Source organism: Tenacibaculum dicentrarchi (genome assembly GCF_964036635.1).
Classification (GTDB): domain Bacteria; phylum Bacteroidota; class Bacteroidia; order Flavobacteriales; family Flavobacteriaceae; genus Polaribacter; species Polaribacter dicentrarchi.
The window spans coordinates 1,960,175-1,974,826 of record NZ_OZ038524.1; the positions used below are offsets into that span (position 1 = coordinate 1,960,175).

Sequence of the window (14,652 nt, forward strand, 5' to 3'; positions counted from 1 at the left end):
ATGACTTTTAAATTGTTTATTTTTTTTATCAAACATTGTAAAAATGGTAAGGTTTTACACTAAAAATAAATTTTAGCTGTTTGAGATTGCAAATTTAACCATATTTTTTAATTTTCAAACAAATAAATTGTTTTAATTTGTAGTATAATCGAATAAACAAGAAATCAAACCATAAAATATGCGTATTTACTCCTACTTAGCCTTCGCTTTATCAATAACGTGCATCACTTCTTGTAGTCAATCAGACTACAAATTTAAGTTAGATACCTCTAAAAAAACTACTTTAGGGCAAAAAGCTGCTATTAAATTCGAACAAATTAAAGGTGAAAAGATTGATTCTGTTCATTTGTTTATCAATAAAAAACGTGTAAATAAAACTCAAACAAACGTTAGCATTAATACTGCCGATTTTGGTGTTGGTAAACATGCGGTAACTGCGCTAGCTTTTTATCCGAAGAAATCTAAAAAAATTACTGGAGCTATTGAAATTTTAGCCCAAAATGCACCTGCCGTTTATAGCTACAAAGTTATAAATACCTATCCGCATGATAAAAAATCTTATACCCAAGGCTTAGAATTTAAAGATGGTTTTTTATACGAAACTACTGGGCGTAGAGGCGAATCTACCCTACGAAAAGTAGCTTTAAAAACGGGGGAAGTTCTTCAGAAAATTGATTTAGATAAAAAATATTTCGGTGAAGGAATGACTATTTTTAACAATAAAATTTACTGGTTAACCTGGCAAGCTCGCAAGGGTTTTATTTACGATTTAGAAACTTTTAAACAACTTGGCGAATTTGATTATAAAAACAGTAATCAAGGTTGGGGATTAACGCACAACCAAAATGAGTTGATTAAAACAGATGGAACCAATAAAATATGGTTTTTAAATGCCGATAATCAAACAGAAAAAAGAAATATTCAGGTTTATACCAATAAATATGCGGTTGATAACTTGAATGAAATTGAATTAATTAACGGGAAAATTTACGCCAATAAATGGCAACAAAATTCTATTTTAATTATCAATCCTAAAACAGGAGCTGTTGATGGCGTTGCTAACTTAAACGGGTTAAGAGATATTGTTGCAAAAAATCAAACTTTAGATGATAATGACGATGTTTTAAACGGAATTGCTTACGATGCTCAAAATAATCGCTTGTTTGTTACCGGGAAACATTGGGGTAAATTATTTGAAATTGAACTAATTAAAAAATAATACTTTTACTTTTTTAATTATTATTAGCGTCTGTTTAAAGTTCATTTAAAAACGTTTTATAACTAAAAAAGAATACGTCAACCTGAATTTATTTCAGGTTAGCATCCTGATTTGCCGTAATTATTGGCTTTTTTTGATGATTCTTGTCAATTCGAGTGATTTTAATGACTAAAAGGAATTAAAATTGTATCGAGAATTTGAATTCTTTTATGTTGATAAATTCTAATTGACTTTAATATTAAATAAGTTCTCGATACAATTTTTTGAGGAAAAAAAATCACTCGAACTGACAGTTTATTTAATTTTAAACAGCCGCTTAACTTAAACAACTAACAACATTTATATATGAGATATTTATTACTGATTTTAGCTAGTATTAGTTTAATTGTTGTTAGTTCTTGCAGAAAAGATTTTAATACTGTTCCGAATTTTGGAAAATTAGAATTTTCAAAAGACACCATTTTTTTAGATACCATTTTTTCAAATATCGGCTCTACAACGCACACTTTAAAAGTATATAACCGATCTAATAAAGCTATTACAATTCCTGAAATTAAATTAGAAAACGGAGCTACTTCTAAATACCGTTTAAACGTTGATGGATTGTCGGGTAAAAATTTTACCGATATTAATATTTTAGCCAAAGACAGCATGTATATTTTTATAGAAACTACTGTCGACTTCAATAATATTCCAACACCTTTATATACCGATAAATTACTTTTTGATAACGGAAATAAGCAGCAAAAAGTACCATTAATTACCTTAATTAAAGACGCTTATTTTATATTTCCTTCAAAAAACAACAGCAATTTTAAAACACTTACTATCGATGGTAAAAACACTAAAATAGCCTGTCGTTTTTTAACTGACGATGAATTAAATTTAACCGATAAAAAACCCTATGTAATTTATGGATATGCGACTGTTCCTTCGGATAAAAAACTAACAATCAATGCAGGGACAAACATTTATTTCCATAAAAACTCAGGTTTAATTATTGATAAAAAAGCCCGCTTAAAAATTAACGGAACACTGGATAAAAAGGTAACCTTTCAAGGCGATAAACTAGCACATCATTACCGTAAAACTCCAGGGCAATGGGGCTGTATTTGGCTGCGTTCAGGAAGCTTGAATAATGAGATTAATCATGCCATTATAAAAAATGGAACTGTAGGTGTTTTAGTCGATAATATTGGGCAAAAAAACAGCCCTACTCTTCTAATTAAAAACACCGAAATTTATACTAATTCCTACTACGGTATTTTAGGAAGAGATACACATATTGAAGCCGAAAACCTAGTTATTGGTAACGCAGGAAAAGCATCTTTAGCATGTATTTCTGGTGGAAATTATAATTTTACACACAGTACATTTGCCAATTATTGGAACAATAGTATACGTCAAAAACCAACTGTTTTTATAAATAATTATAACACTTTTACAGATGATAATCAAACAGTAAAAACCATCACAGAAGATTTAATAAACGCTAATTTCATCAATTGTATTATTGAAGGAAATAACAATACCGAACTTATCTTTGATAAAAAAGAAGATGGTATTTTTAATTATCGTATTGAAAATTCATTAATTCGTGGCGCTTCTAATAATTCTTTAAACTTTAATGATGCCACACATTTTAAAAACATCCTTTTAAATGGAAACCCAAATTTTAAGGATGTTGATGAAAACGATTTTAGAATCGGCGAAAACTCCGATGCTATTAATAAGGCAAAAAAAACAAGTACATTTAACGATATTTTAAATATTTCAAGAAAAACAAATCCTGATATTGGCGCATATCAGCACATAACATTTAAAAAAGATGAGTAAAAACATAGTAATTACAGGAACTAGCCGAGGGATTGGTTTTGAGTTGGCACAAAAATTTGCAAACCAAGGACACAACGTATTAGCATTATCAAGAAACACAAAACCTTTAGAGCTTGTAAATCATAAAAACATCACAGCTTTATCGGTTGATTTATCAAATAATGATGATTTAAAAAAAGCCACTGATTTTATTAAAAAACAATGGAATAATGTTGATATTTTAATCAATAATGCTGGTAAATTAATCAACAAACCTTTTACCGAATTAACAACTTCCGATTTTGAAGAAGTTTATAAAGTGAATGTTTTTGCAGTTGCCGAAATCACAAAACAACTGATTCCGTTTATGAAAAAAGGAAGTCATGTTGTTACCATTAGCTCAATGGGTGGAGTTCAAGGAAGTTTGAAATTTGCAGGTTTGGCGGCATATAGCTCGGCAAAAGGTGCGGTAATTACCTTGTCAGAATTATTAGCGGAAGAATATAAAGAACAACAAATAGCCTTTAATGTTTTAGCTTTAGGAGCTGTACAAACAGAAATGCTTGAAGAGGCTTTCCCTGGTTATATTGCACCTTTATCGGCAAAAGAAATGGCTGACTATATTTTTGATTTCTCATTAACAGGAAGTAAATATTACAACGGACAAGTATTACAGGTTTCTAGCTCTAATCCATAAAACATTTCAAAAAAGCATAAAAATTAATTTGATATAAAAATTATGAATAGCCTTCAAGTAGAAAATAAAAACATCACTGTAAATAGCAATCAAAAAAGCGTAGGGATTTCTTTATTACTAACAATTTTTCTAGGTCCATTAGGGCTGTTATATTCAACAAATACAGGATTTATTGTTATGTTAATTTTTAATATTTTCCTTGCAATTATAACAACTATTAGTACACTTTTCTTAGGTTTTTTAGGATTATTTATTTTGATATTTGGTTTTTCTGTAATTTGGATAATACAAATTATATGGGGTATAATAGCGGTTAATAATTATAATTCTCAAAACACTAATCATTAAAAACATACTCCTTAAATATATTCCCGAAAAAGCGGTTCCGTTAGTTGAGTATTTAATTAACGAACATAAAATCAATCTAAAAATTGTAAATCAGCGACAAAGTAAACACGGTGATTTTAGAACTTTTTCGAACGGAGAAACACAAATAACTGTTAATAATAATTTAAATAAACATCAGTTTTTATTAACATTAATTCATGAAATTGCACATCATATTACGCATAAAAAATTTGGACAAGTACAGCCTCACGGCAAAGAATGGAAAACTATCTTTCAACATTTAATGTTACCTTTTTTGTATCCTGCTATTTATCCGAAGAAAATACTTCCTTACTTGGCTAATTATCTTAAAAACCCGAAGGCAAGTACCGATTCCGATGTTCATTTATCGCTAGCTTTAAGAGATGGAAAAGCTGAAACTGGTAAAAAATTTATTTTTGAAATTCCGAAAGAAAGTACTTTTCAATTTAAAAATACCTTATATAAAAAAGGAAATAAGCGAAAAACACGTTACGAATGCTTAAATTTAACAAATAAACGAGTCTATCTTTTTAATCAAAATGCAGAAGTTATAAACCTCTGACATTAAAAAATTAACAGCTTATGAATAACAATTATTACGCAGTAATTATGGCAGGTGGTGTCGGTTCTCGGTTTTGGCCTGTAAGTACACAAGAATATCCGAAGCAATTTCATGATATGTTAGGTACTGGTGAATCGTTAATTCAACGTACTTTTAATCGAATTAATCAATTAATTCCTGCCGAAAATATTTTAATTTCAACCAATGAACATTACGAAGAATTAGTTTTAAAACAATTATCAAAAACTAGCAAACGGCAATTATTATTAGAGCCTACAATGCGAAATACCGCACCGTGTATTTTGTATTCAGCTTTAAAAACATACGCTCAAAACCCTGATGCGGTACTATTAATTGCACCTTCCGATCATTGGATTGAAGATGAAATTGAATTTTTAAATAACATAAAAACAAGCTTTGAAGTATCTGAAAAAAATGATATTTTAATGACCCTTGGTATTCAGCCCAATGCCCCAAACACAGGCTATGGTTATATTAAGTTTGAAGAAAATTCTGTAGAAGATTCAACCATTAAAAAAGTAAAAAAATTTACCGAAAAACCCAATTTAGAAACTGCAAAAGAATTTTTAAAAAATGGTGATTTTTTATGGAATGCGGGAATTTTTGTTTGGTCGGCTAAGAGTATTTTAAAAGCTTTTAAAGATCATTTACCTGAAATGTTTGCTATTTTAAATACTGATAATAATATTTATAATACTAATTTAGAAGCTAGTTTTATCAAAAAAAATTATGAAAAATGTGAAAATATTTCGATTGATTACGGCATAATGGAGCGTTCAGATAATGTATATGTATTACCCATTAATGTTGGTTGGAATGACCTCGGGACTTGGGGTTCATTATATCAAAAATTAAATAAAGATACTCAGCAAAATGCTGTTGTAGGTGCAAATGCTATTTTTAGAGATGCAAATGGAAATATGGTTAGCACAGAAAATGGTAAAAAAATAATCATTCAAGGGCTAAACGATTTTATTATAGTCGAAAAAGAGGATACTATTTTAATTTGCCCTAAAAAAGATGAACAAGACATTAAGCAAATTAGCGCATTAGCAACTACCGAGTTTTCAAAATTAAACTAAAAAACAGCGCCTTTTTAACTAAAAAAAGGCGCTGTTATCTTTTGAATTACTTTCAGCTTATTCTCAAATTAATTTTTAATTTTAATAAAACCTAACTTACTCAAAAAAAGCATAATGCAATAAGTCACATCAATTTCATGCCATCTTACACCACCAAAATTAGCACGACTTCCGTGGGCATGATGATTATTATGATAGCCCTCGCCCATCATTAAAAAATCAAAAGGTAATAAATTTTTAGAAGTATCGCTTACTTTAAAGTTTACATAACCGTAAATATGTGCAAACCAATTGATAATTACTCCATGAATTGGTGCCATTAAAAAAGCAACAGGTAATAATAACCACTGCCACCAAGCAGTTGCAAAAAAAACAAAAAAGACCACATACAATGCCGCCCAAACTAATCTTGAAAATTTAGAACTTGCAAAAGTATCAAAACTTTTCCATTGTGGTACGTTTTTAGTAAATTTAGCCTGAATTTCAATTCGTTGGTTATTAATATCTTGATATACATTTTTAGTACGCCACATCATTTTAAATAAATTACTATCGTATTTAGGCGAATGTGGGTCTTTTTCAGTATCGGCGTAGGCATGGTGCATTCGGTGCATTACCCCATAGCCGTAAGCGCTCAAATAATTAGATCCTTGAAAAATCCAGGTAAGTACAAAACATACTTTTTCTGCAAATTTTGACATCGTAAAACTCTGATGTGCAGCATATCTATGTAAAAAAAAGGTTTGAAAAAACAACCCTGAATACCATAAAAAAATTATAAAAATTACTATTGTCATTCTTGTACGTTTAAAACACAAAGAACCTACTTTTATAGCACAAAAAAAATGAACCTAAGTTAAGTAATTCGCTTTCTGATACGACTTAAAGCTTGCGCTGTAACACCAATATAAGAGGCTATATATTTTAATGGAATTGCTTTTATAAGCTCTGGGCGTTCATCAAATAATTTCAAATAACGCTCTTCGGCTGTTTCGTTTAATAACGATTGTTCTCGCTTCGATTTTATTAAATATAAGCGCTCTGACGAAATTCTACCTAAAGCATTTCCGATACTTGTTTGCTGATAAACCTTTTGTAAATCATCGTATGACATACTCCACATTTCAACATCGGTAAGGGTTTCTAATTCATATAATGACGGGGCTTGTGTTAAAAAAGAATCATAAGCACTTACAAATTCATTACTAAAACAAAAACCAAAAGTAATTTCTTTGTCTTTATCCTGGTCTTTTCTAGGGATAAAAAAACGAACAATCCCTTTATCTATAAAAGAAATAAAATTTTCGACCTCGCCTACGTTTAAAAGTTTTGTGCGTTTTTTTACCTTTCTTAGTTTTAATCTAGAGGTAAAAAATTGCCAATCGCTATCATTAATTAATAATGATTTTTCTAGATAGGTTCTAATATTTACAATACTCATGTTTAGCTACAATCTGTTATCAATAATCCTTGCAATACCTCAGAATTTTATAACATAGAAACATCGCCTAAATTATCTAATTCGTTATGTACAATTTTACGCAAGATACAACGCATAATTTTACCTGACATTGTTTTTAATAAACCTATTGTAAACTGAATTTTATATAACCGCTCATTAATTTTATTCTTTTTAACTAAAAATAAGACATTAAGCTAAAAAAACTTAAAAGAGAGCAAAAAAATAAAATTACATCTATATATATTGTTTTAAGCGGTGTTTATTATTTTTAAATAGTAGTACTTAAAAAAACTCTAAAAACACCTTAAAAACACATTTAAAAGCTTATTATTTTTTTGATTTTGATAAAAAAGACGAATATGTATGCTAATTCTTAAAAACCAATTTCTTAACAGTAACTTTATTTTCATACTAAAAAGATAACAATAACAAAAACAGAAGATAAAGTAATTAAACGAACTTTAGTCTTTAAAATTTCAATAAACAAAATGAAAAGTTAACAGCATAAAATAATTCCCCCTTAATTAATTTAACCTAAGAGATCAATGATACAAAATAATTTAATTTTTCAAATATACTGAAAGAGCAACAACAATACTTGAACAATCGTATTTATAAATTGAACGATTGTATTAATTATTTAAACAATACTGCTTTCTAAAAAATTAGACAATATTCATTAATCTCTTTAAAAAATATTTAAAACACTATGAAATCCCTTCTTCAACACCTTAAAACAAGAAAACTTGCTTCATTTATTGAAAATAAAACGATTTATACTTCTCCCTGTGCTGAATTAACTATTTTTAAAACCAATAAAGTTACTAAAAATATTTTTTTAGATTTTGATGCTCCTATTATTGCTAGCATCATAACAGGTAAAGCAATTATGGATTTTGAAAAAACAATGCCATTCTCTTTTATACCTGGAGAAACATTAATCATTCCTGAAGAAAATAGTGTACGTATTGATTTTCCTGAAGCCTCAGAACTTAACCCTACAATATGTTTAGGTTTGGTTATTGACCCGAATAAAATAAATGATGTCATTTCTAATTTTAACGAAAAAACTATTCTTCAAAGAGAAAATAATAATTGGGATTTTAAAAAGAAAGCCGCACATTTAAATAACAATATCGAAATAGATATTCTTGTAAAAAAAATTACAGATACTTTTATTAAAGATACAAAATCAAAAGATGCTTTATTAAATCTGATGATTCAAGAATTGATTATTCGCTTGTTACAAAGTAAAGCACGCAAACTTATTTTAAGAAAAGTAAACGATGAATTTAGTGATACTCGTATAAGCTATGCTGTTAAATACATTCAAGAAAATTTAACCAAAAGTAATTTAACGCTAGACAAAGTTGCCGAAAAAGCCTGTATGAGCAAATCTCATTTTTTCAAGAAATTTAAAAGCACTTTAGGTATTACTCCTATTGATTATATCAATTCTGAAAAAATTAAATTTGCTAAAAAACTGATTAAGAAAAACCCTGACCAAAACATTTCTGATATTGCTTATAAAGCAGGTTTTAATAATGTAACCTATTTTAATCGTCTTTTTAAAAAGAATGAACTAATAACACCTCAAAAATTTAAGATATCTTTGTCAAAAATAACAGCATATAACTATTGATACCACTCCTTGAAACTTTTTTTTTAAACTGGCAACTACTATTGCTTTTTTTTAGTATTGCCATACTATACGCTTCCGTTGGTTTTGGTGGCGGCTCTAGTTATTTAGCGGTGTTAGTACTCACAGGTATTGCCTATTCACAAATAAGAGCCACCTCATTACTTTGTAATATTGTGGTAGTATTTAGCAATGTAGTATTCTTTCAAAAAGAAAAATTAATACATTGGAAAAAAATAAGCCCCTTGGTTTTTTGTAGTGTTCCAATGGCTTTTTTAGGCGGTTTTATCAAAATTAATCAAACGGCATTTTTTATTATTTTAGGAATTACATTATTTATTGCTTCGCTTATTATGTGGTTTTCAAATACTACTAACTACAAAAAGCAATATAAAACAAGTAACTACAAAAATGCAAGTTATGGAGCTACTATCGGTTTTATTTCGGGGATGATAGGAATTGGTGGCGGTATTTTCTTAGCGCCTTTATTACATTTAACTCATTGGGATACTCCTAAAAAAATTGCCGCAACAGCAAGTGTTTTTATTTTAGTAAATTCTATTTCCGGGCTAATTGGACAATCATTAAATACTAATTTTACTATTGATTGGAATTTAACAAGTCTTTTATTAATTAGCGTAGCTATTGGCGGACAAATTGGGCAGCGAAGTAGTCATAAATTACTAAATCCGATGCAATTAAAAAAGGCAACCGCTATTTTGATTGCCTTTGTAAGTATTCGTATTTTAATAAAATATTTGTTTTAAATATTACTGGTCTGTCAAGGTTTTCATAAAATCAATTACTTGTGACACTTCTTTTTTTGATAAGCTTAAACTATCGAAAGGCAAGGTTTGATATTCACTCTCAAAACCTAAACCAGCACCGCCGCCTTTATTATAAAAATCCATCACCTCATCTAAAGTTTTATAAACGCCATTGTGCATATATGGCGCTGTTTTACCTATATTTCTAACAGTTGGTGTTTTAAAGAAATGTTTACGTTCGGCGGTTTTATACAAATTATATCTTCCTAAATCAGAAGAAATTTTAGGATTAATACTATCTGTGGACTCTGGAACACCTATAAATTCTAACTCGGTATCTTTGTAGTTAGGCGGCACTGTTCCATTAAAAAGAGGTGGAAAATGACACGATGCACACAATGCTTTTCCCATAAATAAATTAAAGCCTTTTTTTTCATCCGCAGTTAAGGTTTGTTCTTCTTCTCGTATATTTTTATCAAATTTAGAATTAAACGTATTCAAGGTTCTTATATAAGATGCAATTGCATGACGTATATTAAAATCTATTCTTTTATTACCGTATAAAGTCGCTAGTGAATTTTTGTGATTTTTATTTTTGAAAACACGCTGTACTACCGAATCCATCGACATATTAAACTCATTATGATTTTTTACAACGCCAATAACCTGCCCTTCTAAACTACCTGCTCTGGCATCCATAAAAAAACTTCTTTGGTAAGCGGCATAGGTTAAAGTTGGGCTATTTCTTGTTTGATTTTTATTGAATTTTTTTCGTCCATCGGTAAAAGCCAATTCTTTAACATGACAAGTTGCACACGCCATATCGTACTTTTTAGAGAGCGATGTATCGTTAAATAATTGCTTACCAAAAACTATTTTTTCGGCAAGTTTAGTGGTATCGCTTAAATGATCAGAAAAGTAATTTATATTTAATGTTTTATCAGAAAAAAGCGTTGACATATTGTTAGACAATGCCATTTCAAAAGGATATTTTACCTTCCAATCTTTTTGAATTTCAAGGAGTATTTTTAATTGATTATTGGTGTGATTTTTTATAAAACTAAACCTATCAAAAGTATCAAAATCATGGTTTAAAGCTTTTTGAGCACTTTTTATAGCATCTTCAAATTTATTTAATAATGCTTTTGATTGAAACTTGTTTTCATTAAATTTAATAATAGTAAGCAAAGTTTGATAAGTATATGAACTCTCTACTAATGATTGATTTAAAACAGGCGAATCAAAACCTGTAATACCTGTAGTGGCTATTCTGGTAATTTGATCTCTTAACAACCACATTACGTGATATCCTTTTAACTTTAGTGTTGCATTTTTTCGAATTAATTTTAAGCGCGCACTTGTAATATTGATAGCTCTTTTTAAAACTAAAGAATCGCTATTTTCATCAAAAACAGCTTCTTCTATAACCTGAAAACCTATCGGATTTACAATACGAGTATCATTACTTGCCTCGCCATGAACCCCAATAATATTTGGCGCATTTAACCACTTGTAATTGTCTTTATCAGAAAAAGCTAAAATTGGTTCTGATAATTTAAAATATTTTCGAGCTAAAATATAGTGTTTTTGTTGTGCTTTTGTTGATTTGAATTCCATGCTATCTAAATTTTCAATAGCTTTAGAAAGATGACTCAAATATAATTTTTTAACAGTGTCAGAAAATTCAGTAATTGAAGAATATTTTTCTGATTTTTGATTGCAGGCTACTACTAAAAGCAAAAGACATACACAAAGGTATGTCTTAGTTTGACCCAGTAAGTCTTTCATTTTCTTATTCTTTTTATACTTTTTTTATCTTTCTAAACCTGTAATTAAATGTAAAACAGAACCTTCTTTTCTGTTTTCTAAATCGGTATTTGCTTTTGGGTCTGTAAACGAGGTTCCATCGGCAGGTTCCCATCCGTGGTTTTGAGTTGTTACTAAAAATGACGACGTTCCATTGTTTACAATATCGGTAACATCAACCATTCCTGTAATTTCCCAATATTTAGAAGTTCTACCATATCCTAAGCTTGCCGCTCTTTCTTGGTCGCATTCTAAAACTGTTTTTACAACACCTGTGTTTAAGTTGTATTGATACAATTTAGAATAGCCAACAATAGCCGAATTTACAGCAGCATATCCGTTAGGATCTTCTTGAATATAGGCGTAGTTTTCAGTAACTACAATATTATCAGGAGAATGGAAACCATCGGCTTTTCCTCCTACAATATCAGCATCTAAAACACAGGTAATTTTAGCAGCTCCTGTTGGATCATTCTCATTTAAAACCACTTTATACACACGTCCTAAAATAGCACCTTTACCTACTAAACCTGGTTTGTTACGCCCTGTTACTGCAAAATAAATTTCTCGGTTATTTGCCGCTGAACCTCTTCGCCAATCAATATCTTCTAACCTAGAAAACCCCATAACACCTTTGGTTTTACACTCGGCATCTAAAGCAGCAATTTCTCTTTCTTCTAATTCCACAAATTTTGCATCGTACGAAGTTCCTTGTTTCATATCTACCTCATAAGAAACATTAGCCGAAGTTACTTTTAAACCATATAATTTTCCGCCTTCTAAATCACCTCTATTACCAACATACATTCCTAATTGCCCTGAAGGGATTTCGTTATTTGCATTATCATCTCCAATAAAAGCAACAGTTTTATCAGCATAGGCATCTTTACCAATAACCACCGCATTTTCAGTAGACCATTGCCCCATTGCCGTTAGCATTTTACCCGTACTTGCTTGGGATGCTGATTTATAAGGATCGGTAACAAAAACACCTTTTGATGCGCCACCCCATTCACCTCCTGATAAATATAAAGGACCAAAACCATGCTCTCCAGGTGTAATCATAGACCCTGAACATTGTGCTGTTTCGCCTGTTGCCGTTGCATTTAAAATATATTCAGCTGCAAATGGTCTTAAATTTTTGTTTAATTTAATTCTGGCAATCGCATAATCTGCTTCAATATTATTAATTAAAGTAAAAGTACCATCTACCTCAGGCAATAAACCCGAACCATCTGCCATAGAACCGTACACGAAGTTTGGCGAATTAGGAATTACATCTTCTGATGATAATATTGGCGTAATTTTCAAGCCAACAAAATCACTGGTTACTTTTAAAAAATTTGGCGTTTTAGATACTGTTAAAGGCATTATAGCATCAGAACCATCTGTACCGTTAGTTCCGTTTGTTCCATCTGTACCGTTAGTTCCGTCCGTTCCGTTTACTCCGTCAATACCATTGGTTCCGTCAACAGGTGTTTCACACGATGTGAACGTTGTAAAACTAATTGAAATTACTAACAAGGCAAATACGCTCAATTTTAAATTTTTCATTATTATACTTTTTTTTAAGTTTTTTTTTGATGTTACAAATTAAAGGCGCATTTGTAAAAGTTATAGGCTTCCTGTTTTATTAGCACATCATTAAAAGATGAATTTTATTAAGAGAACTTAAATAATTAGATTTGTTCTAAATAAATAACACAGCTGTTCAGTATTACATATCTTGTTTTAAAAACACTTTTTGCTTCAATTGTTTATTGATATATTTGACACTATAAAATCAATTAATTTTAAACCATTATGCTAGGAATTCTTTTTACGTTATTAATGCTAATTTTATTACAAGCCGTTTTAGGGTTTGATAATTTATTATATATTTCTTTAGAATCTAAAAAAGCCCCGCAAGCGGATAGAAAAAGAGTTCGAAAAGTGGGTATTTTAATCGCCATTGTTTTAAGAATTGTATTGCTTTTTATTTTAGTCTCTATTATTGATTTCTTTCAAGATCCTTTTTCATTTTTAACAGGAGGCGTTAAAGATATCATACATTTTGCATTTAACGGACACAGTATTATTGTGTTACTTGGTGGTGGATTTATTTTATATACCGCCATTAAAGAAATATGGCATATGATTGGAAGTAACGATTTAGCTCATGATATTGAAGGTGGAAAAAGCGCAAAATCATCCAATGCCGTTATTATAAGTATTGTTATTATGAATTTGGTCTTTTCTTTTGATTCTATTTTAGCTGCAATCGGGCTTACCAGCGAAATTAAAAACAGTACCACCGCCTTTATTGTTATGGCAATTGCCATTGTTATCAGCGGATTATTAATGCTTGTTATGGCTGATAAAATTTCTACATTTTTAGCTAAAAACCGTATGTACGAGGTTTTAGGCTTATTTATTCTTTTTATCGTAGGAATTATGCTAGTTACCGAAGGCGGACATTTAGCACATTTAAAATTGTTTGGAAACGAAATTGTTCCGATGAGTAAAACAACCTTCTATTTTGTATTGGCAATTTTAATTATTGTAGATGTTGTACAAGGACGTTATCAGAAAAAAATATTAGCAGAAAATACGGTAGCTCTTTCTGAAGATAAAAAATAATTTTAAAATTATATTCATAAAAAAAGGCAATCGTAAATGATTGCCTTTTTTTATTTTCAAGAAGTTTTTTACTGTGTTTTAATAAATTCTATCCTAACCAAGCGTTTAACATCCACATTGTTTTTTCTTGCTCTGCGATAAAATCACTCATCATTGAATTTGTTCCTTCATCATTTGCATCATCAGAAATAGCTAAAATAGCACGCTCTATTTTTAATAATTCTGATAACGAATCAGCTACTAAAGCCACTGCTTTTTCATCATTTGAAATATCTTTTCCTATTGATACTGTTGCTAATTTTATATAATCATCAAAAGTATGTAAAGGTGTTCCTTGTAAGGTTAATATTCTTTCGGCAATTAAATCAACCTTTTCTTGTGCATCGGTATATAATTCTTCAAATTTAACATGTAACTCAAAAAAATTTTTTCCTTTAATATTCCAATGTAAACCTCTTACATTTTGATAATACACTTGAAAATTAGCCAATAATGTATTTAATTCTGTTACTAATTGTATTGATTTTTTACTGTCTAAACCTAAAACTGTTGTGCTCATAGTACTTTTTTTTAGTATTATTATTTATATCTTAT

General features: G+C 29.7%; 14 protein-coding genes and 1 pseudogene. 10 read left to right on the plus strand and 5 right to left on the minus strand.

Going from position 1 to position 14,652, the window contains the following annotated elements:
* Window positions 1-178 precede the first annotated feature (178 nt).
* From ABNT14_RS08415 to ABNT14_RS08445, 7 genes and pseudogenes are all read left to right on the plus strand, one after another.
* Complete coding sequence (locus ABNT14_RS08415; protein ID WP_101902809.1) at window positions 179-1,219, plus strand: glutaminyl-peptide cyclotransferase; 1,041 nt, start codon at window positions 179-181, stop codon at window positions 1,217-1,219.
* A gap of 345 nt (window positions 1,220-1,564) precedes the next feature.
* Window positions 1,565-3,055, plus strand: a complete 1,491-nt coding sequence (locus ABNT14_RS08420; protein ID WP_101902810.1) for a hypothetical protein — start codon at window positions 1,565-1,567, stop codon at window positions 3,053-3,055.
* On the plus strand, window positions 3,048-3,731 hold the full coding sequence (locus tag ABNT14_RS08425) for an SDR family NAD(P)-dependent oxidoreductase (RefSeq protein ID WP_101902811.1): 684 nt from the start codon (window positions 3,048-3,050) through the stop codon (window positions 3,729-3,731). Before ABNT14_RS08420 ends, ABNT14_RS08425 begins: the two co-directional genes overlap by 8 nt.
* A 42-nt stretch (window positions 3,732-3,773) precedes the next feature.
* A complete protein-coding gene (locus ABNT14_RS08430) occupies window positions 3,774-4,079 on the plus strand; it encodes a hypothetical protein (RefSeq protein ID WP_101902812.1) in 306 nt (101 codons plus the stop codon).
* Between the two features lie 82 nt (window positions 4,080-4,161).
* Window positions 4,162-4,350, plus strand: a pseudogene (locus tag ABNT14_RS08435) (SprT-like domain-containing protein); the annotation flags it as partial.
* A gap of 12 nt (window positions 4,351-4,362) precedes the next feature.
* Window positions 4,363-4,662 carry a hypothetical protein gene (locus ABNT14_RS08440; protein WP_306455149.1) on the plus strand — a complete coding sequence of 100 codons (300 nt, stop codon included), beginning with the start codon at window positions 4,363-4,365 and terminating at the stop codon, window positions 4,660-4,662.
* 20 nt (window positions 4,663-4,682) lie between these two features.
* A complete protein-coding gene (locus ABNT14_RS08445) occupies window positions 4,683-5,765 on the plus strand; it encodes a mannose-1-phosphate guanylyltransferase (protein WP_101902814.1) in 1,083 nt (360 codons plus the stop codon).
* 68 nt (window positions 5,766-5,833) lie between these two features.
* Here the strand turns inward: ABNT14_RS08445 and ABNT14_RS08450 are convergent, their stop codons facing one another.
* On the minus strand, window positions 5,834-6,562 hold the full coding sequence (locus tag ABNT14_RS08450; protein WP_101902815.1) for an acyl-CoA desaturase: 729 nt from the start codon (window positions 6,560-6,562) through the stop codon (window positions 5,834-5,836).
* Window positions 6,563-6,621: 59 nt separating this feature from the next.
* A complete protein-coding gene (locus ABNT14_RS08455) occupies window positions 6,622-7,200 on the minus strand; it encodes a cyclic nucleotide-binding domain-containing protein (protein WP_101903375.1) in 579 nt (192 codons plus the stop codon).
* A 736-nt stretch (window positions 7,201-7,936) separates the two neighbouring features.
* Here ABNT14_RS08455 and ABNT14_RS08460 point away from each other — a divergent pair.
* A complete protein-coding gene (locus ABNT14_RS08460) occupies window positions 7,937-8,869 on the plus strand; it encodes a helix-turn-helix domain-containing protein (RefSeq protein ID WP_101902816.1) in 933 nt (310 codons plus the stop codon).
* Between the two features lie 41 nt (window positions 8,870-8,910).
* The gene (locus ABNT14_RS08465) at window positions 8,911-9,633 is read left to right on the plus strand and encodes a sulfite exporter TauE/SafE family protein (protein WP_348719381.1); all 723 of its coding nucleotides are present in this window, start codon (window positions 8,911-8,913) and stop codon (window positions 9,631-9,633) included.
* A 3-nt stretch (window positions 9,634-9,636) separates the two neighbouring features.
* Here ABNT14_RS08465 and ABNT14_RS08470 read toward each other — a convergent pair whose 3' ends face one another.
* Complete coding sequence (locus tag ABNT14_RS08470) at window positions 9,637-11,421, minus strand: cytochrome-c peroxidase (protein WP_101902818.1); 1,785 nt, start codon at window positions 11,419-11,421, stop codon at window positions 9,637-9,639.
* A gap of 24 nt (window positions 11,422-11,445) precedes the next feature.
* Window positions 11,446-12,993 carry a phosphatase gene (locus ABNT14_RS08475; RefSeq protein ID WP_101902819.1) on the minus strand — a complete coding sequence of 516 codons (1,548 nt, stop codon included), beginning with the start codon at window positions 12,991-12,993 and terminating at the stop codon, window positions 11,446-11,448.
* Between the two features lie 249 nt (window positions 12,994-13,242).
* On the opposite strand from ABNT14_RS08475, the gene ABNT14_RS08480 reads away from it, so the two are divergent.
* A complete protein-coding gene (locus tag ABNT14_RS08480; RefSeq protein WP_101902820.1) occupies window positions 13,243-14,058 on the plus strand; it encodes a TerC family protein in 816 nt (271 codons plus the stop codon).
* 88 nt (window positions 14,059-14,146) lie between these two features.
* On the opposite strand, the gene ABNT14_RS08485 is transcribed toward ABNT14_RS08480, so the two are convergent.
* A complete protein-coding gene (locus ABNT14_RS08485) occupies window positions 14,147-14,617 on the minus strand; it encodes a Dps family protein (RefSeq protein ID WP_101902821.1) in 471 nt (156 codons plus the stop codon).
* Window positions 14,618-14,652: the final 35 nt, after the last annotated feature.